Genomic DNA, 23,564 nt, shown 5'->3' with positions numbered 1-23,564 from the left:
ATTGTATTAATTTCTTTTTAAAAAACTCATTTGTTCTCTTGCTTTATCTCCTAAAAAGAAAAAATCTAAACTAAATGCAAGAAAGGTGTATTTTTTGTTAATCTTCTCCAGCATTATTTGATGATCTGAAGATATAACATGAAACCCTAAAGGTTTATTTTTACTCAATGTAATCTTATCTATTCTATTTAACACCTCTTTAACATCTTCATCATTAAACATTCCTGGTTTACCCATAGAAGCAGATAAATCATATGGTCCAACTATAATTCCGTCTACACCTTCTACATCTAAAATCTCTGATAAATTATTCACTGCTTCAATATGCTCTATTTGGATAATTACAATTGATTCTTTTTGAACCCACTTCTTATAAGACTCAAAGTTAACTCCATAATGTTGAGCTCTGGATAATCCTACTCCTCGTTTTCCAACTGGTGGATACTTGACAAAAGAAACAGCCTCTCTTGCTTCTTCAGCGTTCTTTACCATTGGTACTACAATTCCGTTTGCACCAGCATCCATAACTCGCTTGATGATTACTTCGTCATTTTTACTTACTCTAACTAAGGCTTCCATGTTATTAGCTTGTATATGACCAATTAAATTTTGGACAGTTTCAAAATCAATTGCAGAATGTTCTATGTCTATAGTGAGCCATTCAAAATTAGCTGAAGACATTATTTCTACGACTGCAGGGTGAGGTATTGTCAACCAAGAGCCTATTGAAAGTTCATTCTTAGTAAGTTTACTTTTTAAGGCACTGTTATTATGTAAAAAGTTTTTCATTAAATATCTATTTTAAACTAAGATTTTATATGATTCTGCCTTAGTAATTTAAAAAGTGATTCTGCTATTACAAAATCTTGAGGTTCATCAATATCTACAGCCTCAATTTTATCAATTTCGAATAAATAAGGCTTTGATCCAATTCGTTTTTTACCAGCAGAATCAAAAGAAGATTTAGTGAATATATAAAAATTTGAATTCTCTTCAAATAAAGGTTCAAGATCTTGTGTTCTTAATAGTTCTTTAGGATTATGATTATAGGCTGATGCGTCCTCTTTATATAAACGGGTTTGCCATTTAGTGACAGAAAATAAAGAGTCGTAAGTATTTGACTTTACAATTTCGAACATTTTCTCCATGGCTTTATTTAAAGACTCTACAGATAATAATGGATTAGTACTATGGGATTGAATATAAATATCAGCATTGACAATACTAATATCGTATTCTATAATTCTGTTCATAGAAACATAATCTCCCTTTATACTATATGGTCTATCTATAATAATAACATTATCATTAAAATTTCTTTTAATATCTGCCTTAATATCTTCACTATCTGTATTAACAATAACACTGTTTATGTATTTGCTTCCTAATAAAGTTTCCATCGTACGATGATATAGGGGTTTACCAGCAAAATCTTTAAGATTTTTATTTTTTACTCTTTCTGAATTACCTTTCATTGGTAACAAGGCTACTATTTTTGTCATTTAGACTGCAATTTTACTTTGATAGTTAGTTCAAAATACCCTTTCTTAAATAAATATTTGGGATATTATCGGTTACCACCGAGTATAGTTTTATAAGGCTGTTAAAAATTATCCATTAAACAATCATTCCTGCTGCAACCGTTTCATTAGTTGTATCATCTATTAATATAATACTTCCTGTAGTTCTATTTTCTCTGTAAGAATCTATCATCAATGGCTTCGTTATTCTAATCTTAACTTTAGAAATATCATTCATATGTAACTCATTATCGTCAGATAATCGTTCTAAAGTGTTTATGTCAAATTTATAAACCACTTCTTTTATCATTGCTTTTTGCTCATTAGAAGTGTGTCTAATGCTATATTTAGCTCTAGGTTTAGCAGAGTTATTATGTAGCCAACATAGCATCACTTCAATATCTTGAGATGGTTCTGGCTTATTATTAGATCTAACTATCATATCTCCTCTACTGATATCAATATCGTCCTGTAAAGAAATTGATACTGACATTGGGGCAAAAGCTTCCTCTATATCACCTTCAAGAGTATCTATAGATTTTATTTTTGAAGTAAAGCCAGATGGCAAAACAGTTACTTCATCATTAGGTCTAAATACACCGCTAGCCACTCTTCCTGCATAACCTCTGTAATCTCTATGTGTTTCGGATTGTGGTCTTAATACTGTTTGAACAGGGAATCGTGCATCTACTTTATTAATATCACTACTAATATGCATCGTTTCTAAAGTATGTAAAAGCGGTGCGCCTTGGTACCAATCCATATGCTCTGATCTATGGACTACATTATCTCCCAGAAGCGCACTAATAGGAATAAATCTAACATCTTTGACTAACATCTTAGATGAAAAATCTTCAAACTGATTGATTACTTTATTATAAGCCTCTTCTGAAAAATCAACCAAATCCATTTTATTAATACAGACTATTACATGTGGTATTTGCAAAAGCGAAGCTATAAATGCATGCCTTTTAGTCTGCTCTATAACACCATGCCTTGCGTCTACTAAAATAATAGCTGCGTTTGCTGTAGAAGCTCCAGTAACCATGTTTCTTGTATATTGTATATGACCTGGAGTATCAGCAATAATAAACTTACGTTTTGGCGTGGTAAAATATCTGTAGGCTACGTCGATAGTAATTCCTTGTTCTCTTTCGTCTCTTAAACCATCTGTAAAAAGGGCTAAATCAACACCTTCATGACCTTTCTTTTTGCTCGTGTTTTCAATAGCTTGAAGCTGATCTTCAAATATAGACTTTGTGTCGTATAGTAAACGACCTATTAATGTACTTTTCCCATCATCTACGCTTCCTGCTGTTGTAAATCTTAATAACTGATTATTGTCTAACATAGTTTATTTGTAAATATTAAAAATAACCTTGACGTTTTCTGTCTTCCATAGCGGATTCTGAACGTTTATCATCGCTTCTATTACCACGTTCTGTTTGTCTCATTCCAGACACTTCTGCAGCTATTTTTTCTAAGGTATCTGCATCAGATTCAATTCCTCCTGTAATAGTGATATCTCCAAGTGTTCTAAATCTAATCTTTTTTGTTACTATTTCTTCGTGATCTTCAAGTACTAAAAATTCAGAATTTGGTATCCAAGAATCTTGTCTCCAGATAACTTCACGTTGATGTGCAAAATATAAAGAAGGAATGGCTATGTTTTCGCGCTTAATATAATTCCAAACATCCATTTCAGTCCAATTACTAATTGGGAAAGCTCTAAAGTGTTCGCCTTCAAAATGTTTTCCGTTAAAAAGATTCCAAAGCTCAGGACGTTGGTTTTTAGGATCCCATTGTCCAAAATCATCTCTATGTGAAAAGAAGCGTTCTTTGGCCCTAGCCTTTTCTTCATCTCGTCTTCCGCCCCCAATAGCACAATCTATTTTATTTGATTCTATAGCATCTAATAGCGTAGTGATTTGAAGTGCATTGCGCGTAGCGTTTTTACCTTTTTCTTCAGCAACCCTTCCTTCATTAATAGATTCTTGAACAGATCCTACGATTAATTCTACACCTAGTTCTTTGATAATATTATCTCTAAACTGAATGGTTTCTGGGAAATTATGACCAGTGTCTACATGCATTAATGGGAAAGGGATTTTAGAAGGATAAAACGCTTTTTTAGCTAAGTGTGTAACCAGAATAGAGTCTTTACCTCCTGAAAATAAAATTACTGGATTATCAAATTGAGCCCAAACCTCTCTTAGAATAAAAATAGCTTCACTTTCTAACTCATCTAAATAATTTAAATAGTACTTACTCATTGGTTAATTGCATTTTTTTTAGAACGTACTCTACAACTTCTGTTGCATTTTCTTCAGCACTTTTATGTTCTGTTTCTATTTCTATATCAGGGTTTTCTGGCGACTCATAAGGCGCAGAAATACCTGTCATATTTTTAATCTCTCCTTTTCTTGCCTTTTCGTAAAGCCCTTTCACATCTCTCCTTTCACATTCTTCCAGGCTTGTGTTTACGAAAACTTCGACAAAGTTAAGATGTTTAACAATTTTTCTAATGTTTTCACGGTCTTTTTTATAAGGTGATACAAAGGCTGCTAAAACAACAAGCCCTCCATCAACCATTAGGTTTGCTACTTCTGCAATACGTCTTATATTTTCGGTTCTATCTTTTGGTTCAAAAGTGAGGTCTTTGTTGATACCAGATCTTATATTATCGCCATCTAAAGTGTAGGTTTTAATGCCTTTTTTAAATAATTTTTCTTCAACAATATTTGCAATTGTTGACTTACCTGAACCAGATAAACCTGTAAACCAAATTAAAAATGAATTATGATTGTTTAATGTATTCCTTTTAGCTTTAGTAACTTTAAATTTATGTGGAATTATATTCTCTTTCATTTCTTTAATAGGTTGCGTTTTATATAATTTCTAATCTTCCCTAAAGGAAGTTTTAACCAAAGTTTTTCGTGTAAATAATATAGAATAAATTTAGTACCTAATTCTGAAAGTGCAATATAAATGGCTACTTCATTAAATGAATCTAATATAATACCAGAAATAATAAATGTTGTTGTCGTTGCAACTATTCTCCATGAAATACTTTTGTATACTAAGTCTTTGTTAGTTGTGGCTTCTCGCTTTAATAAACGAATCCATGTTCGCTCATGTAAATAATAAATAAGTAGTTTTATTATAAATTCTGTAGCACCAATCTTAAGAGCATTCTCTAAACTACATTCTCCAATTAAGCAGGTAACTAACAAGACAACTAAAACAGTATCTGTTGTGGCAATAACTCTCCAAGAAATTCCTTTTAGTATACTCCTAATATGAGATGAAGCCTTATATTTTACCATACCTATTATTTAGCAACTAAAAACCATGGGTTTAAAAGATTCTCTTTATTGTAAAGTAATGGTTTTTGTGTTTCTTGAGAAATAACATCTATCCCTACTGCGTTGCATATGGCTTGTCCTGCTGCTGTATCCCATTCCATAGTTGGTGCAAAACGCGGATATACATCTGCATTGCCCTCAGCAACAAGGCAGAATTTTAAGGAACTCCCTTTAGAAACAACTTCTATTTCTTTGCCTTGGGCCTTAAGTTTCTCAGCGTAATCTAAAGTCTCTTGGTTCATATGTGAACGACTCCCAACTAATTGAATATGATTTGTATTATTATCCTTTGGCTGCAATTGTTCTGAATTATTTAAAATTTTAGAAAGGGAAACGTCATGAGAATTTAGTTCTGCTTTATAGGCTTTCTTATCATTAACATCAGCAAAGTATATAGTTTTTGTAGCAGGAACATAAATAACACCTAGTTGAGGTATGCCGTGTTTAACAAGAGCTATATTAACTGTAAACTCTCCATTTCGCTTAATAAATTCTTTGGTTCCGTCAACTGGATCAACGATCCAGCAAGTAGTCCATTCTTTCCGTTCTGAATAGTTTATTTGCTTATTTTCTTCACTTATTATAGGATAAACTGTGTCTTTTAAATACGAATTGATGACATCATTAGCTTTTTTATCAGCTTCGGTAAGTGGTGACTTATCGTCTTTTAATTCTACGTTTATTGGATCACTATAAATTTGCATGATTTTTTCTCCAGCAGACAATGCTGCTTCAATTGCTATTGCCAAATTACTGTTCATAGTTACTTAAAGCTTTCATTAAACTGTCTTTCCAATTCGGAATTTCAATATTAAAATATTTCTTGATCTTTGATTTATTTAATACACTAAAACTTGGTCGTTTTGCTGGTGTTTTATACTCTTCTGAAGTCACTTGGTTTATTCGAATTGGTAAGTTTTTTATCTTAAATATTTCTCGAGCAAATTGGTCCCAACTTGCAATACCTTCATTGCTATAATGATAAATTCCATAATGCTCTGATTTAAAAACAATTATCGTTAATATAACTTCAGCTAAGTCTTTAGCGTATGTAGGTGTCCCTATTTGGTCACTAACTATATTGATTTCTTTTCTATTTTGAGCTAATCTTAACATTGTTTTCATAAAGTTATTAGCAAACTCAGAATATAACCATGAGGTTCTAATAATATAATACTCAGTAAGAATTTTAATTATTTCTTCTTCTCCATCTAATTTTGTTTTTCCGTAAATATTTATTGGGCCTGTTTTATCTTTCTCCTCGTATGGAAATTTCTTTTTACCATTAAAAATAAAATCTGTTGAGATATGAATAAGCTTAGCGTTATACATTTTACAACACTTAGCTATTTCTTTTACAGCTGTTGTGTTGATTGCTTTTGCTCTTTCTGGCTCACTTTCCGCTTTATCTACAGCGGTATAGGCTGCACAATTAACAACCCAATTGATCTTTGAGTTTTTAAAAGTTTCAGTAAGTGCGATTGAATTAGTAATATCTAATTCCCTAGAATTTTTAAAAATATAATTAATATTAGGAAAGTTATTTGACAGAATTTTTAGACATTGACCTAATTGGCCATCTCCTCCAGTAATTAAAATTGTATTCATGAAAACAAATCATTAAACATAGGTAAACTAAGATCTTTGGGAGAAAGAATTAGTTCCTCTTCTTTAAACTCCCAATTAATAGCAAGTGTTTGGTCGTTATATAAAATACCGCTTTCTGAAAGTTTGTTATAATAGTTATCACACTTATAAGAAAAAATAGTGTCATTTTCTAAGACTAAGAAACCATGTGCAAACCCTCTTGGTATAAATAACTGCTTATTATTAATGGTGTCTAATTTTACTGAAAATGATTTACTAAAAGTTTTTGAGTTTGGTCTGAGATCAACAGCAACATCAAGAACACTCCCTTTTAAAACCCTAACTAGTTTAGCTTGGGCATAATCTCCTTTTTGAAAATGAAGACCTCTTAATACTCCTTTTGAAGATTTTGATTGATTATCTTGTACAAAATCAATATTCATATCTGTTAAATCTTCAAATTTTTTCCTATTAAAGCTTTCAAAAAAATATCCCCTATCATCTTCTAGTACATTAGGGGTTATTATAAAGCAATCCTCTAAATTAGTTTGTTCTATGATCATTTAATTACTAGTTTAAATCTAATAGGTGTTTACCATAACCGCTCTTTAAAAACGGCTTAGCTAACTTTTGTAATTGATTCTTATTAATAAAGCCCATTTTGTAGGCTGCCTCTTCAATAGCTCCGATTTTTAATCCCTGACGTTCTTCTATAACTTGAACAAACTGAGATGCTTGCATTAATGAGTTAAACGTTCCTGTATCTAGCCAAGCTGTTCCTCTGTCTAATATACTAACCTTTAATTTACCTTGCTTTAAATAAGCTTTATTAACATCAGTAATTTCTAATTCATTGCGATGGCTTGGTTTTATGTTTTTAGCAATATTAACTACTGTGTTATCATAAAAATAAATTCCGGGGACAGCGAAATTAGATTTAGGATTATTTGGCTTTTCTTCAATTGAAATAACATTTTCGTTTTCATCAAATTCTACAACACCGTAACGCTCTGGATCATGAACATGATAGGCATAAACAATACCACCATCAGGATTGTTATTAGCTTGTAAAAGCTTTGCTAAACCAGATCCATAAAAAATATTATCTCCCAGTATTAACGCCACCTTTTCTTTTCCTATAAATTCTTCTCCTATAATAAAAGCTTCAGCTAGTCCGTTTGGTTCATTTTGAATTGCATAACTAAAGCTACAGCCAATGTGACTACCATCTCCTAATAGGTTTTTAAATAAGGGTAAATCTTGAGGTGTAGAAATAATTAAAACTTCTCTTATTCCACTATAAATTAATGTTGATAATGGATAATATATCATTGGCTTATCATAAATAGGCATTAACTGCTTACTAACTGATAGCGTTAAAGGATGTAATCTTGTCCCTGAACCACCTGCTAAAATTATACCCTTCATATAGAAACTAAATTTTTGTAATTACTCTGTATATTGTTCTTTATAATACTCTTTGTAAGAACCATCTGTGATATTGTTAAGCCACAATTTATTTTCAAAATACCAATCAATGGTTAGTTCTAAGCCTTGCTCAAAATTCACTAAAGGCTCCCAGTTGAGCTCTTTTTTAATTAAAGATGCATCTATAGCATATCTTAAATCATGACCAGGTCTGTCCTTTACAAATGTTATAAGTTGCTTGGAAGTTTCTGGATTATTATCTAACTTTTTATCCATTAATTCACATAACAAATTGACAAGATCTATATTCTTCCATTCGTTCAAACCTCCAATATTATAAGTTTTAAAATTATCTGCATCATGAAAAACCAAATCAATTGCTCTAGCGTGGTCGACAACATAAAGCCAATCTCTAGTATAGTTCCCATCTCCATAAACTGGTAATGGCTGTTTATTAATAATGTTATTTATAAAAAGTGGGATTAATTTTTCTGGAAACTGATTAGGGCCGTAATTATTAGAACAGTTGGTGATTACATATGGTAAATTGTAAGTCTCTCCATAGGCTCTAACAAAGTGGTCTGAACTTGCTTTAGAAGCAGAATATGGAGAATTTGGACTATATGCAGTAGTCTCCTCAAAAAGTCCTTCACTCCCTAATGTACCATATACTTCATCTGTACTAATGTGGTGAAACCTATTATTATGATAATCATTATCCCAATTTTTTTTACAAGCATCTAATAGATTAATAGTTCCTATGATATTAGTTCTAATAAAAGCCATAGGATTTTTAATGGACCTATCTACATGAGATTCAGCAGCTAAATGAATTACACTGTCAAATTTATATCTATCAAAAAGAGAGCTGATAAAAGCTGCATCATTAATATCTCCTTTTATAAAAGTATAGTTTAGTTTTGATTCAATGTCTTTAAGATTTTCTAGATTACCAGCATATGTAAGAGCATCTAAATTATAAATCTTATACTCTGGATATTTATTTACAAAAAGCCTAACAAGATGAGAGCCTATAAAACCTGCTCCACCAGTAATAAGAACTGATCTAGATTTCATAAGATTTAATATATCTAAAAGATTTATCTACAATATAAAATAAGGCTAAAAGTAAAAATGATAAGGCTGGTAATAGAATTTTATAATTTGTGAAAAAACTTGAATATTTAGATCCAACCTCTTCAAATCCGGCAAGAATATCATAAAAAACACTTTCTGCTATAAGCTCTTCATCTAACTCTCTAAGATCTTGTCGAATTTCTAATTCCTTTTGGAACAAATCATATTCACGAGTTGGTATTCTTTCTAATTGCATAGGGAACATGGCAGAACCCAAGCTTGCAGAATTATCATTCTTTGACTCATTTTGAATAACATCTAAATAAATTTTCTGCAAACTATCTAAACGTCTTAGTTCCTTATTATAAGATTGTTTCTGTATTACAATAGTTGAGTCTCTTATTTTTTTAAGCTTTAATGAGTATGGATTTTCAAAAGTTTTTTCAAAACCTGTCTCTAATTTGGTGAAAATATCTTTCTTATTTGCTTTTGCTTGTATTGAAAACACACTCCCTCCTAATATATCTCTATTCTCAACATATTCATCATAATCTACAGTTGATGCTAAAACACTATCTAAAGAGTTTACATAATCATTATACTCAACAAGCACATCGTTAGGTGTCTCTGGTCCTATTTTCATTTCAAACTCAATTAAGGAAGCTGCATCAAGACTATCTATTTCAAAAATCTGAGATATTTCTTTAATATTTTGAGCTTTAATAAGAGCATTAAAATAATCAACGTTATCCGCTAACTTATATTTAGATTGGAAGTGTGGTTGAACCAACATTTGCGAAAAATATGTTGGTGTTAGTAATTTTTCTAACACAAACCCAGCTACTGCTGCTATAATGATTACTGAAGAAATTAACTTGATATTCTCAACTATCGGTTTTAGACAAATTATAGCTGTTTTAAACCCCCATTTTAAAAAAGAACTTATTAATCTAGCAAGCTTTTCAAAAAGCCTACCAATAGCATTAAATAATTGGCCTAAATCTACTTCTTCTGCGTTATTAGTTTCTGGTAATTTATCACTCATAATAGTTAATTAAATATCTGTTCTAAAATTGTCCTAGTTATTACGTAAGTTGGTTTTACTCCAGTTGTTCCAAGTCCTCCTGAAGCTAATGTGCTCCCTGACTGCAATGGATTATCACTGGCATAATATGCATATCTTACTTTTACATTTTTGTTTATACTCCCTCTTACTTTTGATGCTGCTTGTATGGCTTTCTGATAATGTGCTCCTTCCATCTCTAACCCAATAACTTGCCAAGTTGAATTGTAAAAGAATTTAAGGATATCTTTATTTTGCAATGATGTTCCTAAAACTGTAATCATTGTGCCTTCATACACATCTATATCTTTATCTTCGAAATCTACTGTTTTTAATTCATTATTAAAAGGATAATTATCTGCGGTTCCTTCAAAGATATGTGCTGAAGGTATCATTATATCACCTTTCCCTCCTTCTAATATTCCTGCTTTACCCATTATAGAAATGGATTTTACATCTAATTGCTGCTTATTACCTTTTAAATTTAAAGGTTTTAAAAGCTCATCCATAGTCTCATAGGCTTGCTCTCCAAAAGCATAGTCCATGACTATTATAACAGGCTTTTCTGTTTTGATATTTTTGAGATTTAGTGATAAGCTAGCCTTCGAAAAATCAATTTTACAAGTGTCAAAAATTTGAACATTGATGTTAGCACCAGATGTATCCTTTATATAATGCATTCCTTTCTGCAACGACGCTTTTTTAATTTTATTGCGTAACGCTTCATTTTCTGGTTTACTTAATTTTTCATAAACATTAAATATCCCTTTCTTTTCTATCTCTTTATCAAATGTACATGGGGCAAAAAGAGTATTCATTACACTGTGCATATTTGCACTAATAATATGGATTGGTCTATCTATTAAACCTCTATCAATTAATTCGTTTTTAATGGTATTTGCCCAAATCTCTCCATGTAAATGATGTCCTAAACGCTCCCTTAAAACTGGACTAAAAGTTATAGTTCTTTTTTTGCCATTTACAACTTCTTGAATTGCTAACTTGCCTAACCAATAAATAATATGCAATAAACGCTCTGGTTTATTTTTAGTTGTAAAACTGGAATAAACTTGTTTAAGCTCATTAAAGGTTCTTCCTAAAATGTTAGCTGTATGTGTTAAAGCAACTTCTCTTTCTTGCTGAGTTAATTTTTTACTCGATAAAACCGCTTGCTCTAACTTTACCCAATCTCTAGTAGTATCTCCTTTTTCATTGATAATAACCTTATTGGCAATTTTATGAGATTCAACAAATAAAAAAGTTAAATGTGTTAGAATATCATATATCTCCGAACGTCCTCTAGTTATCTCAATATTCATTTGCTCATCGTCAATACGATAACAATTCCGTCGTCGTTTAGGAGGTATTATTGGCTTAAAGTGAGAATTAGCATAGCCTTCATCGCTGGTAAGATTTATAAAACTACATTCTTCAATGCCTTCTGGAAGCCTATCTACAACATACATTAAGCCTTCTAATTCAGCTTTTTCTTCTGCAATAGAACCATATATTTCTGGTCGTAATAACAGCAAAGATTCTCTTAGAGTCTCTCCAGAAACTCCCATAGGTTTATAGAACCCTCTGTTGAATAAATGGCGCATGGTAATATACATTCTCTCAATGGCGTTTGAGCTCTCCTGAGCTCTCGTTCTATCATGATGTTTTGAATTACTCATTCGCGTTGTTTAGCCAGCAAATATAATATTATTTAGTTAATAGAAGTTCGTGTAATTTGTCAGCAATTTTGCGATCATTTGCCAATCTTGGAAGTTTATTTTGACCTCCTAATTTGCCAATAGATTTCATATAATCTTTAAATCCGTTTCTATTAATTTTTGTAATTACTAGTGGCCTTAATACTTTGCCTTTTATTAGATCTAAATAATAGCTGTTTTGTTGCTGAAGGGATTGCTCTATAATCTTAGCAAATTCTTTTAAATCTTCCGGTTCTTCTTCAAATTCAATAAACCACTCGTGATGGGCTAATCCTTCTTTTGGATTAATTTGTGGCGCTACTGTAAATTCATTTATTGTGGTATTTGTCATTGAAATAGCCTTTTGCATAGCCTCTTCTACTTCTTTTGCTATGACATGTTCTCCAAAAGCAGAAATAAAATGCTTAATACGCCCTGAAACTATTATCCTATATGGTTTAGTAGAGGTGAACTGTATTGTGTCTCCTATGTTATAAGCCCAAAGACCTGCGTTTGTTGATATAATCATCACGTAATTAACACCAACTTCTACATCTGTAATGGTGATTCGTTTTGGATTCTCTGTGAAAAAATCATCTGCTTTTATAAACTCGTAAAATATTCCAGAATTAAGCTGAAGCAACATTCCTTTTTCTTGTTGTGAATCTTGATAGGCAAAAAACCCTTCACTAGCAGGATATAGTTCTATACTGTCTACTTTTCTTCCAATGAGGTTTTCAAACTTAGCTCTATAGGGTTCGTAATTAACACCTCCAAAAATGAACAGATCAAAGTTTTTAAATACCTGACCTATAGGGTTACCTGTTCTTTGCTGAATACGCTCAAAATACATTTGAACCCACGATGGAATACCAGATATTATAGCCATATTCTCATTAATAGTTTCATCTACAATGGCTTCAACTTTGGTTTCCCAATCTTCAATACAATTGGTTTTCCAGGATGGCATTCTATTTTTTTGGAGGTATTTAGGTACATAATGCGCTACAATTCCTGAGAGTCTGCCAAATTGTATTTCGTTTGTTTTTTCTAAAATTGGGCTGCCTTGAAGGAAAATCATTTTTCCGTCTACAAACTTTGTATTTCCTGTTTCATTAATATAAAGTAAAATAGCATTTCTTGCCGCCTTAATGTGGCTAGGCATGCTTTCTTTAGTGATAGGAATATACTTAGCTCCAGAGGTAGTGCCAGATGTTTTTGCAAAGTAAATAGGTTTTCCTTTCCAGAGAACATTCTCTTCGCCTTTAACAACTCTATCTACATATGGTTTTAAGCCTTCGTAATCTCTTACTGGAACACGTTGTACAAAATCTTTGTAAGAGTTAATGCTTATAAAGTCATGATCTTGTCCAAATTGTGTGGCTGTAGCTTTACTTATAAGGTCTTTAAAAACTTTGTCTTGAGTTTTTATTGGATTATCTGCCCATTTTTTAACTGATTTATATATACGTTTTGCAAAGGGTTTGGCTAAAATAGATTTTAATGAGCCCATTTACTGAAAAGCTATAAAATTGGTTGGGTCTAAAGAATATCCTTTACTCCATAATTCGAAATGAAGGTGTGGTCCTGTTGTTAATTCTCCTGTGTTTCCTGCTGTTGCAATAACCTCACCTGCCTTAACTAACTCGCCTTGTTCTTTGGTTAAAGACGCGTTGTGTTTATACACTGAGATTAATTCTTGGCTATGCTCTAAAATAATAACAAAACCTGTTTCTAAGGTCCACTCAGCGAAAATCACTGTTCCATCTGCTGTTGCTTTAACAGGTGTATCTTTAGGTACTACAATGTCAACTGCATAGTGTTTTTCTTCAATATTATAACCTTCTGAAATTGTACCATTAACAGGAGGAAATAATACAAAATTAGAGGCGTTTAAACTCTCTTCAAATAAATTATATTTATCTTCTTTATTTACTTTCTCGCGCAATAACGAATCCTCTTTACTAGGTAAGACGTTTAATAAGTTTTCATCTAACTCTGCTGCTTTTAATATAGAATCTTTATTAAATTCCACACTTGAGACTTCGCCTTTTAGTACGCTTTTTATTGAAGCAAAATAACGTTCGTTTAGTAACATTATATTTTGAAGTGAGTCCGTTTTATTATTAAGATCATTGGCCTTTTTCTTTAAGGCTGTTGAGGAATAACCAGGAATATACTCTCGTAATGGAGTAAAAGCAATAAGTAATGTCGTAAACATAATAAGGAGTATGGCAGATATAGATGTAATAACAAAAACATTTAAACGTGTGAGTTTAATTGCAAAACGTTCTTCAAAAGTATCTTCATTTAGAATAACTAAACGGTATTTGTGAAGTAGTTTTTGAGCTAGTTTACGTTCTTTTTTCTTTACTGACATAACAAAACAAATGTAACTAAAATTAGTTTTATGACTATTTAAGAGTTCTTAAAGTTTAGCTTAAAAACGTTGGTATTACCGTTTAATTATTACCTTTGTGTTTCAATTTTAAAATTATGATAACTACAAGTATTTTTTTAGCACCAGGACCATGGCAAATTGTTTTAATTGTAGTAGTAGTATTACTATTATTTGGAGGAAAGAAAATTCCTGAATTAATGCGTGGATTAGGAAGCGGAATTAAGGAGTTTAAAGATGCTAGTAAAGAAGACAACAAGCCTCAAGAGAAAGAATAATAAAAATCATCTCAATAAAAAAAAGCCAACTTAACAGTTGGCTTTTTTTTATTGTATTCTTAGCGTTTTCAATATCGCTTCAATTTCTAGCATGTATTCTCGTTTACGTGCGGAAGGAGCATACGCGTAGCCTTCAATGATTACATAACGTTTGTTTATTTTGTCTTCAACTGCATAATTAATAAACGGTCCAGACATCCAGTCATTTTTCATGTCCCAAATTCCTTTAGTTTCATATGCTGGCTTATTATCTATAATCGCATCAAAAATATATGGTGCGTAGGCATCTTCTGTTCCCATATAAGCATTATCATCTTCACCTGTAATGTATTTTTTTCCATATTCATCTCTAATCTTTACAATATCTGTAACTGCACTATCGCCTTTTCTAATAGCATCAATTGGGACTTCATAAATCATCATATCTAATGATCCTTTGCCCTCGCTTAACGTTTTTCTTAACCAAAAGAACTTATCGTCTTGTTTTGCTATTCTATAAGCTGTTTGGTATTTTAACGTTACGCCTAATTCTTTTTTTATTACATCTGTTTTACCTAAGGAAATCGCAATTCTTTTTTGTTGTTCAGAGAGTTCTGCTTTTTTAAAGGTATCTACAAACTTATTAGCATTAGACTTTAGTGTTTTAATTATCTCATTACCAGATTCTCCTACTACCGAAACAACGGTTTGAGGCTTTGCATAAGTATCTGTTAAAATAGACATAGAACTACTATCAGCTACACTAATTTTTAAAACTATTCTATTAGTTGCTGCAAATCCATTAAAAACTTCTGATGGCATCTGATTCATAGAAAATAAAGGTTCCTCCTGTGGTAAGCCCTCTACTGGTGCTCCAAATATTTCTCTAACGGTTTCACCTACTGTACCTTCCCATAGATTATTGTCTATAACTACAGAAAGTTGGTTAAGTTTACCTGAGGATTCTGGTAAAATTCGTTGTCCTTTTTCATTTCCGCAACTTAATACTAAAACTGCCGTAAGGCATAATGCTATTAAAATTCTCATGTGTCTTATGTTGTTGGTTTAACTTAATTAGAAACAACCAAGGTCATTCCTATTTTAAGTTTATTACTGCTAATATCGTTCCAATCTCTAATATTTTGAACAGAAACTCCAGGAAATTTTTGCGCAATACTCCATAACGAATCTCCTTTTTCAACTTTATAAGTTTGTTTACCTTCAGAATTAATAACCTTTTTGGGCTTAGGATTAGTGCTAGAAGTAGATTTTTTTGAGCTTGGAATTCTTGGGTAAATTGTAAGTCGTTGTCCTATACTTAACTTATTACTCCGTAAACCATTCCATTGTTTTATCTGACTTACTCTAACGCCAAATTTCCTGGCAATTTTCCCTAAATAATCACCATTTCTTACACGATATCTAATTTTAGAATCACTATTAAAAAACTTAGGTAATGGTTTTTCTCTCTTATTAAATTCCGCCTTAGCAAAGGCATATATTGAATCTTCGTTTGATACAAAAACGCCTATTGCTTCTCGTGGCAATCTTAATGTATACTGCTTTCCTTTTATTTTAGGAATAATATCTAATTTATAAGAAGGGTTTAAAAACTGAAGTTCTTCGATATTAACACCTGTTGCTTCTGAAACCTGATCTAAGCTAATCATTTCTTTTACAAAAATAGTATCTGTTTCAATGTAATCAAATTGTGGTCGTTCTGGTTTAAAACCATGATCATCTGCAAATTCAAAAATATACATGGTTGCTAAAAAAGCAGGTACATATCCAGCTGTTTCTCGAGGTAGATTTCCTCTAATGTTCCAATAATTCCTATAGCCTCCAGAACGCCTTATAGCTTTGCTTACATTTCCGGGTCCAGAATTATAGGCTGCCAGAGCTAAATCCCAATCTCCAAAAATCTGATACAGCTTTGCTAAATACTTCGCAGCAGATTCTGTTGATTTTATAGGATCCCTACGTTCATCAACATAGCTACTTACATCTAAACCATACTGCTTCCCTGTGGCAAACATAAACTGCCAAAGTCCTGTGGCGCCAACTCTAGATCTCGCTCTGGGTTTTAAAGCAGACTCTACAATGGATAAGTATTTAATTTCTAACGGAATATTATAATTGTCTAGCTCTCTTTCAAACATAGGAAAGTAGTAATGACTCAATCCCATCATTTTTTCGAAATAACGTCTTCTATTTTTTAAGAAATTCTTGATAACACTTTCTAGAGATTTATTGTACTCCACATTAAACGGAGTCCTAGCATTAAGTTCTGCTAATCTTGCTTTGAGTGTATCTGTTGGTAGTTCGGGATAATAGACATCCTCGTATTTTAAATCAATAACGGTGTTATAAATGCTGTCGTAAAGTGAAGTACTATACAACTCCTCTAGCCATTTTTTATCAAGCTCAGCAGCCATTGGGTTGTCTTTTAATGCTTTGGATGTTAAGCTGTCCTTAACTGGAGCAATACTCGTTTTTACAGTGCTTTTACCATCAATAACTGAATCTGTTTTAACCTCAGAATTCGTTTCAGTTGTCTCTTGTGCCTTTAAGGTTATGACACAACACAAGAAGCAAAACAATACAATCTGAAATTTTTGAGCCATAATACCTGTTTCTCTGTAAACGTAAGGAATGCTAAAATCGTGTTTTATTATGATAAATAAAAGTCTGGATATGGCTTAAGCTAAGATTGCTGCTATTCCTGGTAGTGTTTTACCTTCAAGGCTTTCTAACATTGCGCCTCCTCCTGTACTTACGTAGCTTACTTTGTTTTCAAATCCAAATTGCTTTACTGCTGCCACAGAGTCTCCACCACCAACAAGAGAAAAAGTTCCATTTTTAGTTGCTTCTGCGATTGAATTTCCTAAAGATATTGTACCATTAGAAAAATTTTTCATCTCAAAAACACCTAATGGACCGTTCCAAAGAATCGTTTTACTCTCTTGTACAACATTATGAAAAATCTCTAATGTTTTAGGTCCAGCATCTAAACCTTGCCAACCCTCTGGTATTTCAGTAACATCTAATACTTGTGTGTCGGCATCATTACTAAAAGCGTTTGCGGCAATAACATCTACTGGTAAATGAATATTTACACCTTTGGCCTCTGCTTTTTTTAGAATATTTAGAGCTAATTCCATTTTATCATCTTCACAAATAGAATCTCCTACAGAACCACCTTGCGCCTTTACAAAAGTAAAGGTCATTCCGCCTCCAATAATAAGATGATCTACTTTGTCTAATATATTTTCAATAACCGTAATTTTAGACGAAACTTTAGCACCTCCAAGGACAGCTAATACAGGTTTTTCACTATTATTCAAGACCTTGTCTATACTTTCAATTTCTTTAGCTAATAACTCGCCAAAAAACTTATTGTTAGTGAAAAACTGTGCTACTACTGTTGTTGAGGCATGTGCTCTATGAGCTGTACCGAAAGCATCATTAACATAAATATCTCCTAATTTAGAAAGCTCTCTAGCAAAATTTTCATCGCCTTGTTTTTCTTCGTCATGGAATCTTAGATTTTCAAGCAATAAGACTTGTCCAGGTTGCAAAGCCTCTGCTTTTTCTTGAGCCTCATTACCAATACAATTACCAGCAAACAAAACCTCTACACCTATAATTTCCTCAACACTCTTAACAATGTGTTGTAATGAAAACTCATTCTGTACGCCTTTCGGTCTTCCTAAGTGTGACATTAGAATACAGCTTCCTCCATCTTCTAAAACTTTAATGATTGTTGGCCTAGCGGCAGAAATCCTTGTGCTATCTGTAACTTTAAAATCAGTATCTAAAGGCACATTAAAATCTACACGTATTAAGGCTTTTTTGTTATTAAAGTTGAAGTCGTTTATAGTTTTCATGGATTCAAATTTTGGAACACAAATATAAATTATTAAGGCTAAAATCACTTGTCTTTTATTTTATCTTTGTATCATGCTTTTCTCTGAAATTTTAGGTCAAGATCATATAAAAAATCATCTTACACAGAGTGCAGATTCTGGTAGAATTCCGCATGCACAGCTCTTTGTTGGCCCTGAAGGTTCTGGTACCTTACCAATGGCTATTGCTTATGCACAATATCTACTATGCAATAATATTAATGGTGAAAATAACTCAGGTTCAGAGGCTTGCAACTTAAAGTTTAAAAATTTATCTCATCCTGACCTTCACTTTGCTTTTCCTGTAACTACTAATGATAAAGTAAAACGGCACCCTGTGTCTAGTCACTTTTTAGAAGAATGGCGAGAGCTTCTTAATCAGCAACCTTATGGAAATTTATTTGATTGGTATAAGATGCTTGGTGTGGATAACAAACAGGGTCAAATAGGTGTTGATGAAGCGCAAGATATAGTAAAGTCTTTAGCGCTTAAATCTTATGAAGGCGGTTTTAAAGTAATGCTCATCTGGATGGCAGAAAAAATGAATATAGCTTGTGCTAACAAACTCCTTAAACTTATTGAAGAGCCACCAAATAAGACTATTTTTATACTTATCGCTGAAGATGAAGAACAGATTATTAGTACTATAAAATCTAGGTGTCAGATTTTACATTTTCCTCCTTTATCTGAAGATGCGATTAAAGCATCCTTAATGAAGCAATACGATCTTAATGAGACTATCGCTACCAAAATTGCGCATCAAGCCAACGGAAACTATAATAAAGCCTGTGATTTAGTGTATCAGGATTCTGAAGATATACAGTTTGAGGAGTGGTTTGTTTTCTGGATTCGTTCTGCGTTTAAAGCTAAAGGCAACAAAAGCGCTATCCACGATTTAATTTCTTGGAGTGAGACTATTGCTAAGACTGGCAGAGAAACCCAAAAGCAATTTTTAAATTTTTGCCTGGACTTTTTTAGACAAGCAATGTTACTTAATTATAAGGCTGATTCATTGGTTTATCTTGAAACTAAATCTAAAAATTTTGAACTTAAAAAATTTGCTCCTTTTGTCCATGATTCTAATATTTTAGACATTTCTAATGAGTTACAAGATGCAATTTACCACATTGAACGTAATGGTAATTCTAAAATTATATTAACCGATTTAAGTATAAAGCTTACCAAGTTATTGCATAAAAAAAGCCAAGCAAATGCTTGACTTTAATGGCGTAATATTATAAATTTCTATTCTTTCTTTTTATAATTAGCGTTTAATTCGTCTATAATAGCTTGAGAAATATCTTGTTCTTCTTTGCCATACATAACGCTTCCTGCTTCATTTTTTCCTAAAATATAAGTGTATCCATTTCTTTTTCCATAGTCGTCAACAAACGTTCTTACTTTAGATAATACAGAATCTATCTCGGCATTAAAGGCTTGTTGCATTTGTTGTTGCTCAAACTGAATTTTTTGAGTTAAAAGATTTTCTTTTTGTTGAATTTCGCTAGATAGTTCTTGGAGCTGAGCCTGGTTTCTTAATTTACTTGCTTTGAGTTGTGCTTCTTGATATTCTAATCTGTACGCACTAATCATGCTATCTCTTCGTTTTTGAAAAGTTTCGTCCTTCTGTTTATATTTTCCCTCTACATCTTTCTTTTCTTGATAGGCATTAATAACTTTTCCATTATCTACAAAACCAATTTTGGCTTGCTGCTGACATGAAAAAAAACTGAATGCTAAGGCAACTATTATAATTAAATTTTTCATTGTGTTTGATATTCTGAATTTTTGGCAAATGTAATAATCCTTTTGCTATTTCTTAATTAATAGTAATAATTTATACTTTTTTAAAAAACTATTTATTTTAACTATTAAATATGCTTTACAATAGAAAGATGTAAAGGGATTAAAAACCTGATTAATGTATTATATTGTTTTTATACTATAAACACGCTTAGATAGTTTTAAAATAAGAATTACTGCTTTTTTAGTACGTAAATTAATGACGAATACTCTTTTGATGATTTTGCTTTACGATTAGATCGTAATCCTATCCAAAAGGCTTTAATGTAATTCATTTTACCTGATTTGTATTTCTCTGAAAGTAAGCTCACATAAAGCGCATCAAATTTCATAGGAAGAATTTTCTCAGTTATCATATTTACTTCAGAAAATAATCTACTTATTGCGTTTTTTGAAAAGTGCCAAAGGTGTCGAGGTGTATCATACGCTGCCCAAAATTCTTTGTAATATGTCGCATCATAACTTTTGTAGTTTGGAACAGCAATTACAATTCTTCCGTTATCTTTTAATAAGTGCTCAATTTTTTTGATGTGTTCTTCTAAGTTTGGTAAGTGTTCTAAAACATGCCAAAGGGTTATAGCATCAAAACTGTTTTCACCTAATTCTTCTAAATGCTCAATATTAAAAACAGCATTATTCGTTTTTGAATTGGCAATATGTCTTGCCTTATCATCTGGTTCTATCCCAGTAATGTTCCAATTATGTCGTTCAGCAACTTCTAAAAAATCTCCTGTGCCACAACCTATATCTAGTAAGTTTTTACCCTGAAGGCTAAATGAATTAATGAGTTTTAACTTTCGTTTTAATGCAATAGATCTTACAACATGATACAACTTTTCAAATACATTACGCTTGCTATCTGTGTGCGAAATGTAATCCTCGCTCTGATAATAATTAGGGAGTTTCTCTAGAGTTGGTTGTGGATAAGTTACCAACATATCCATTGCTTTATTGTAACATAACCGAAACTCTTCACCTGAAACAGAGTGATCTTTTACTATTAAATATGTTGGTTCGTTGTTCATTGAAATAGATTCTGAATCAAGTTCAGAACGACAAATTATAGCATTTTTTATGTAACTGTTCCACGTGGAACTACTCTAGAGTATTATATAATTCTACATTTAACATACCACAAAGATCCTTCCCTAAGCCAACAACCAAATCCTTTTTTCTTGATTGAAATACCATGTCGTTTCTATTATCCTTAAAAAACTTAATGGTATACATTTTATATTTAGTGTCAACAAGATTGTTTGGTGAGAAACCTTCGTGATTTGTTTGAATAAAACCTTGGTTAAATAAAGATATATACTCTGGAAACAATAGGGATTTTTTAATTTTAAAAACAGGTAAGCCTAAAGTATAATACCTGTAATAATTATTAAACTTTTTAGTAATTATAAGGTTTTGAGATATTGTAAAAATTACTGCCGCTAAAAGAAAAAGAAGAATACTTACTAGTATATCTTCTCTTGAAATAAGAACAGCTAGTAAAACAACAGGTAATCCAAAAGCAATTTTTGGTCTTATTGAAACAACTTGTTTTAATATAACTTTATCCATTAACGACCTAAATAAACTAACAGAACCGAAATATCACTAGGTGAAACTCCAGAAACTCTAGAGGCTTGAGAAATCGTAACGGGTTGAATAGTATTAAGCTTTTCTCTAGCCTCTAGACTCATAGACTTGAGAACAGAATAATCAAAATTAGACGGTATTTTAATGTTTTCTAATCTATGAAGTTTATCTGCATTATTTTTTTCCTTTACAATATATCCAGAGTATTTGACCTGTATTTCTGTTTGTTCAATAACCTCTCTATCTAAATTATGCTTTTGAATGTAATCCTCCACAGCTTTAAACTGTCGCACATCAGAACTGTCTATATTTGGTCTTGCATAAAGTTTAAACATTTTATCAGATTGACGCATCGGTGAGGAGCCTTTAGCTTCTAATACAGGATTGGCTTCTTCTGGTTTCACGCTTGTGTCTTTAAAAAATTGCACAAAAGCGCTCGAGGCGTTTTGCTTCTTTTCCATGCGTTTTAAACGTTTCTCTGAAGCTAAACCAAGTTCATATCCTTTTGGTGTTAGCCTAAAATCTGCGTTATCCTGTCGCAATAAGGTTCTATATTCCGCTCTAGAGGTAAACATTCTATAAGGTTCTTCGGTACCTTTTGTAATTAAATCATCTATTAAAACACCAATATAAGCCTCGTCTCGTTTTAAGGTAAATGACTCTTTTTCTTGAACTTTTAAACTCGCATTTATTCCAGCCATTAAACCTTGCGAAGCTGCCTCTTCATAACCTGTAGTGCCATTAATCTGACCAGCAAAATACAAACTCTCTAAAAGCTTTGTTTCTAAAGTGTGCTTAAGTTGTGTTGGTGGAAAATAATCATACTCTATGGCATAACCTGGTCTAAAGAATTTAACTTTTTCAAAACCTTTCACAGAACGCAAAGCTTTAAACTGAACATCTTCTGGTAAGGAAGTTGAAAAACCATTAACATAAACCTCAACAGTATTCCATCCTTCTGGCTCAACAAATATTTGGTGCCTATCTTTATCTGCAAACCGATTGATTTTATCCTCAATCGATGGACAATAACGCGGCCCAATACTTTTGATTCTGCCATTAAACATAGGTGAGCGTTCAAACCCTTCACGGAGTAAATCATGTACTTCTTGACTTGTGTATGTCATATGACAAGATCGCTGTTCCGTTAGTGGTTTAGTAGTATTTAAATAGGAGAATTTTTCAGGGTTAATATCTCCTGGCTGTTCAATCATTTTACTATAGTCTAATGATCTTCCATCTACACGAGGAGGTGTTCCTGTTTTCATTCTTCCAGAATCGAAACCAATATCTAAAAGTTGCTCTGTGATTCCTGTAGCTGCTCGTTCTCCTGCTCTACCTCCTCCAAAGTTCTTTTCTCCAATATGAATTAATCCATTAAGAAACGTACCGTTTGTAAGCACAACGGTTTTTGCTTTTATCTCAATGCCAAGTGATGTTTTTACACCAACTAATTTATCACCTTCTAATAATAAACCACTAACCATTTCTTGATAAAAGTCGAGGTTAGGTGTTTGCTCTAGTAGAAGTCTCCAATCCTCAGCGAAACGCATTCTGTCGCTTTGTACTCGAGGACTCCACATGGCTGGTCCTTTAGACTTATTAAGCATCTTAAATTGGATAGCAGATGTATCGCTTACTATACCACTGTAACCACCTAAAGCATCAATTTCTCTAATAATTTGACCTTTAGCAATTCCTCCCATTGCAGGATTGCAAGACATCTGAGCAATGTTTTGAAGATTCATTGTTACCAGCAAGGTCTTACTTCCCATATTTGCTGCAGCAGCAGCAGCCTCACTTCCTGCGTGACCTCCACCAACTACAATAACATCATATATTTCGTTAAACATAACTAATAACTTAAACCATTCATATTGCTT

Annotated in this window: 24 protein-coding genes; 2 read left to right on the top strand and 22 right to left on the bottom strand. The window is 32.3% G+C overall.

What is annotated here, in order from left to right; genetic code table 11:
- Positions 1-6: 6 nt before the first annotated feature.
- The 15 genes from RM697_RS05330 to RM697_RS05260 form a co-directional block, all read right to left on the bottom strand.
- Positions 7-789: an HpcH/HpaI aldolase family protein gene (locus RM697_RS05330; RefSeq protein WP_311426826.1), complete on the bottom strand. Its 783-nt coding sequence runs from the start codon at positions 787-789 to the stop codon at positions 7-9.
- Between the two features lie 17 nt (positions 790-806).
- The gene (locus RM697_RS05325; RefSeq protein WP_311426825.1) at positions 807-1,502 is read right to left on the bottom strand and encodes an acylneuraminate cytidylyltransferase family protein; all 696 of its coding nucleotides are present in this window, start codon (positions 1,500-1,502) and stop codon (positions 807-809) included.
- Positions 1,503-1,617: 115 nt separating this feature from the next.
- Entirely contained in the window at positions 1,618-2,871 is a 1,254-nt protein-coding gene (locus tag RM697_RS05320; protein WP_311426824.1) for a sulfate adenylyltransferase subunit 1, read from the bottom strand.
- Positions 2,872-2,887: 16 nt separating this feature from the next.
- The gene (gene cysD / locus RM697_RS05315; protein ID WP_311426823.1) at positions 2,888-3,793 is read right to left on the bottom strand and encodes a sulfate adenylyltransferase subunit CysD; all 906 of its coding nucleotides are present in this window, start codon (positions 3,791-3,793) and stop codon (positions 2,888-2,890) included.
- On the bottom strand, positions 3,786-4,388 hold the full coding sequence (gene cysC, locus RM697_RS05310; RefSeq protein ID WP_311426822.1) for an adenylyl-sulfate kinase: 603 nt from the start codon (positions 4,386-4,388) through the stop codon (positions 3,786-3,788). Before cysC ends, cysD begins: the two co-directional genes overlap by 8 nt.
- Complete coding sequence (locus tag RM697_RS05305) at positions 4,385-4,846, bottom strand: DUF2061 domain-containing protein (protein WP_311426821.1); 462 nt, start codon at positions 4,844-4,846, stop codon at positions 4,385-4,387. Before RM697_RS05305 ends, cysC begins: the two co-directional genes overlap by 4 nt.
- 5 nt (positions 4,847-4,851) lie before the next feature.
- Complete coding sequence (gene cysQ / locus RM697_RS05300) at positions 4,852-5,646, bottom strand: 3'(2'),5'-bisphosphate nucleotidase CysQ (protein WP_311426820.1); 795 nt, start codon at positions 5,644-5,646, stop codon at positions 4,852-4,854.
- A complete protein-coding gene (gene rfbD, locus RM697_RS05295; RefSeq protein ID WP_311426819.1) occupies positions 5,636-6,493 on the bottom strand; it encodes a dTDP-4-dehydrorhamnose reductase in 858 nt (285 codons plus the stop codon). The genes cysQ and rfbD overlap by 11 nt, the downstream gene beginning before the upstream one ends.
- Entirely contained in the window at positions 6,490-7,035 is a 546-nt protein-coding gene (rfbC, locus tag RM697_RS05290; protein ID WP_311426818.1) for a dTDP-4-dehydrorhamnose 3,5-epimerase, read from the bottom strand. Before rfbC ends, rfbD begins: the two co-directional genes overlap by 4 nt.
- A gap of 7 nt (positions 7,036-7,042) precedes the next feature.
- Positions 7,043-7,900 (bottom strand): glucose-1-phosphate thymidylyltransferase RfbA, encoded by an 858-nt coding sequence (gene rfbA / locus RM697_RS05285; RefSeq protein ID WP_311426817.1) that lies wholly within the window; start codon positions 7,898-7,900, stop codon positions 7,043-7,045.
- 21 nt (positions 7,901-7,921) lie between these two features.
- Positions 7,922-8,977 carry a dTDP-glucose 4,6-dehydratase gene (rfbB, locus tag RM697_RS05280; RefSeq protein ID WP_311426816.1) on the bottom strand — a complete coding sequence of 352 codons (1,056 nt, stop codon included), beginning with the start codon at positions 8,975-8,977 and terminating at the stop codon, positions 7,922-7,924.
- Entirely contained in the window at positions 8,967-10,022 is a 1,056-nt protein-coding gene (locus RM697_RS05275; RefSeq protein WP_311426815.1) for a hypothetical protein, read from the bottom strand. Before RM697_RS05275 ends, rfbB begins: the two co-directional genes overlap by 11 nt.
- Before the next feature lie 5 nt (positions 10,023-10,027).
- Positions 10,028-11,716, bottom strand: coding sequence for a DUF6909 family protein (locus tag RM697_RS05270; RefSeq protein ID WP_311426814.1), 1,689 nt, complete (start codon positions 11,714-11,716; stop codon positions 10,028-10,030).
- A 28-nt stretch (positions 11,717-11,744) separates the two neighbouring features.
- Positions 11,745-13,247: a GH3 auxin-responsive promoter family protein gene (locus RM697_RS05265; protein ID WP_311426813.1), complete on the bottom strand. Its 1,503-nt coding sequence runs from the start codon at positions 13,245-13,247 to the stop codon at positions 11,745-11,747.
- Entirely contained in the window at positions 13,248-14,114 is an 867-nt protein-coding gene (locus RM697_RS05260; RefSeq protein WP_311426812.1) for a M23 family metallopeptidase, read from the bottom strand.
- A gap of 116 nt (positions 14,115-14,230) precedes the next feature.
- On the opposite strand from RM697_RS05260, the gene tatA reads away from it, so the two are divergent.
- Positions 14,231-14,410, top strand: a complete 180-nt coding sequence (gene tatA / locus RM697_RS05255) for a twin-arginine translocase TatA/TatE family subunit (RefSeq protein ID WP_311426811.1) — start codon at positions 14,231-14,233, stop codon at positions 14,408-14,410.
- A gap of 48 nt (positions 14,411-14,458) precedes the next feature.
- Here tatA and RM697_RS05250 read toward each other — a convergent pair whose 3' ends face one another.
- The 3 genes from RM697_RS05250 to RM697_RS05240 all read right to left on the bottom strand — a co-directional run bounded on the left by RM697_RS05250 (position 14,459) and on the right by RM697_RS05240 (position 18,276).
- Entirely contained in the window at positions 14,459-15,436 is a 978-nt protein-coding gene (locus tag RM697_RS05250) for a DUF4837 family protein (RefSeq protein ID WP_311426810.1), read from the bottom strand.
- Positions 15,437-15,459: 23 nt separating this feature from the next.
- On the bottom strand, positions 15,460-17,013 hold the full coding sequence (locus RM697_RS05245) for a lytic transglycosylase domain-containing protein (RefSeq protein WP_311426809.1): 1,554 nt from the start codon (positions 17,011-17,013) through the stop codon (positions 15,460-15,462).
- A gap of 75 nt (positions 17,014-17,088) precedes the next feature.
- A complete protein-coding gene (locus RM697_RS05240) occupies positions 17,089-18,276 on the bottom strand; it encodes a phosphoglycerate kinase (protein WP_311426808.1) in 1,188 nt (395 codons plus the stop codon).
- Positions 18,277-18,349: 73 nt separating this feature from the next.
- Here RM697_RS05240 and RM697_RS05235 point away from each other — a divergent pair, with 73 nt between their 5' ends.
- Positions 18,350-19,513, top strand: coding sequence for a DNA polymerase III subunit (locus RM697_RS05235; protein ID WP_311426807.1), 1,164 nt, complete (start codon positions 18,350-18,352; stop codon positions 19,511-19,513).
- 26 nt (positions 19,514-19,539) lie between these two features.
- Here RM697_RS05235 and RM697_RS05230 read toward each other — a convergent pair whose 3' ends face one another.
- The 4 genes from RM697_RS05230 to mnmG all read right to left on the bottom strand — a co-directional run bounded on the left by RM697_RS05230 (position 19,540) and on the right by mnmG (position 23,534).
- Positions 19,540-20,061 (bottom strand): OmpH/Skp family outer membrane protein, encoded by a 522-nt coding sequence (locus RM697_RS05230; RefSeq protein WP_311426806.1) that lies wholly within the window; start codon positions 20,059-20,061, stop codon positions 19,540-19,542.
- A gap of 209 nt (positions 20,062-20,270) precedes the next feature.
- Entirely contained in the window at positions 20,271-21,122 is an 852-nt protein-coding gene (locus RM697_RS05225; RefSeq protein WP_311426805.1) for a class I SAM-dependent methyltransferase, read from the bottom strand.
- A gap of 70 nt (positions 21,123-21,192) precedes the next feature.
- The gene (locus tag RM697_RS05220; RefSeq protein ID WP_311426804.1) at positions 21,193-21,663 is read right to left on the bottom strand and encodes a hypothetical protein; all 471 of its coding nucleotides are present in this window, start codon (positions 21,661-21,663) and stop codon (positions 21,193-21,195) included.
- Positions 21,663-23,534 carry a tRNA uridine-5-carboxymethylaminomethyl(34) synthesis enzyme MnmG gene (mnmG, locus tag RM697_RS05215; protein ID WP_311427030.1) on the bottom strand — a complete coding sequence of 624 codons (1,872 nt, stop codon included), beginning with the start codon at positions 23,532-23,534 and terminating at the stop codon, positions 21,663-21,665. The genes RM697_RS05220 and mnmG overlap by 1 nt, the downstream gene beginning before the upstream one ends.
- Positions 23,535-23,564: the final 30 nt, after the last annotated feature.

Origin of the sequence: Microcosmobacter mediterraneus, from assembly GCF_031846265.1 — a bacterium.
In the GTDB taxonomy this organism is placed as follows: Bacteria; Bacteroidota; Bacteroidia; order Flavobacteriales; family Flavobacteriaceae; genus Microcosmobacter; species Microcosmobacter mediterraneus.
Note: the sequence above shows the minus strand (reverse complement) of the source record. Positions and strands in the feature narration are given on the sequence as shown.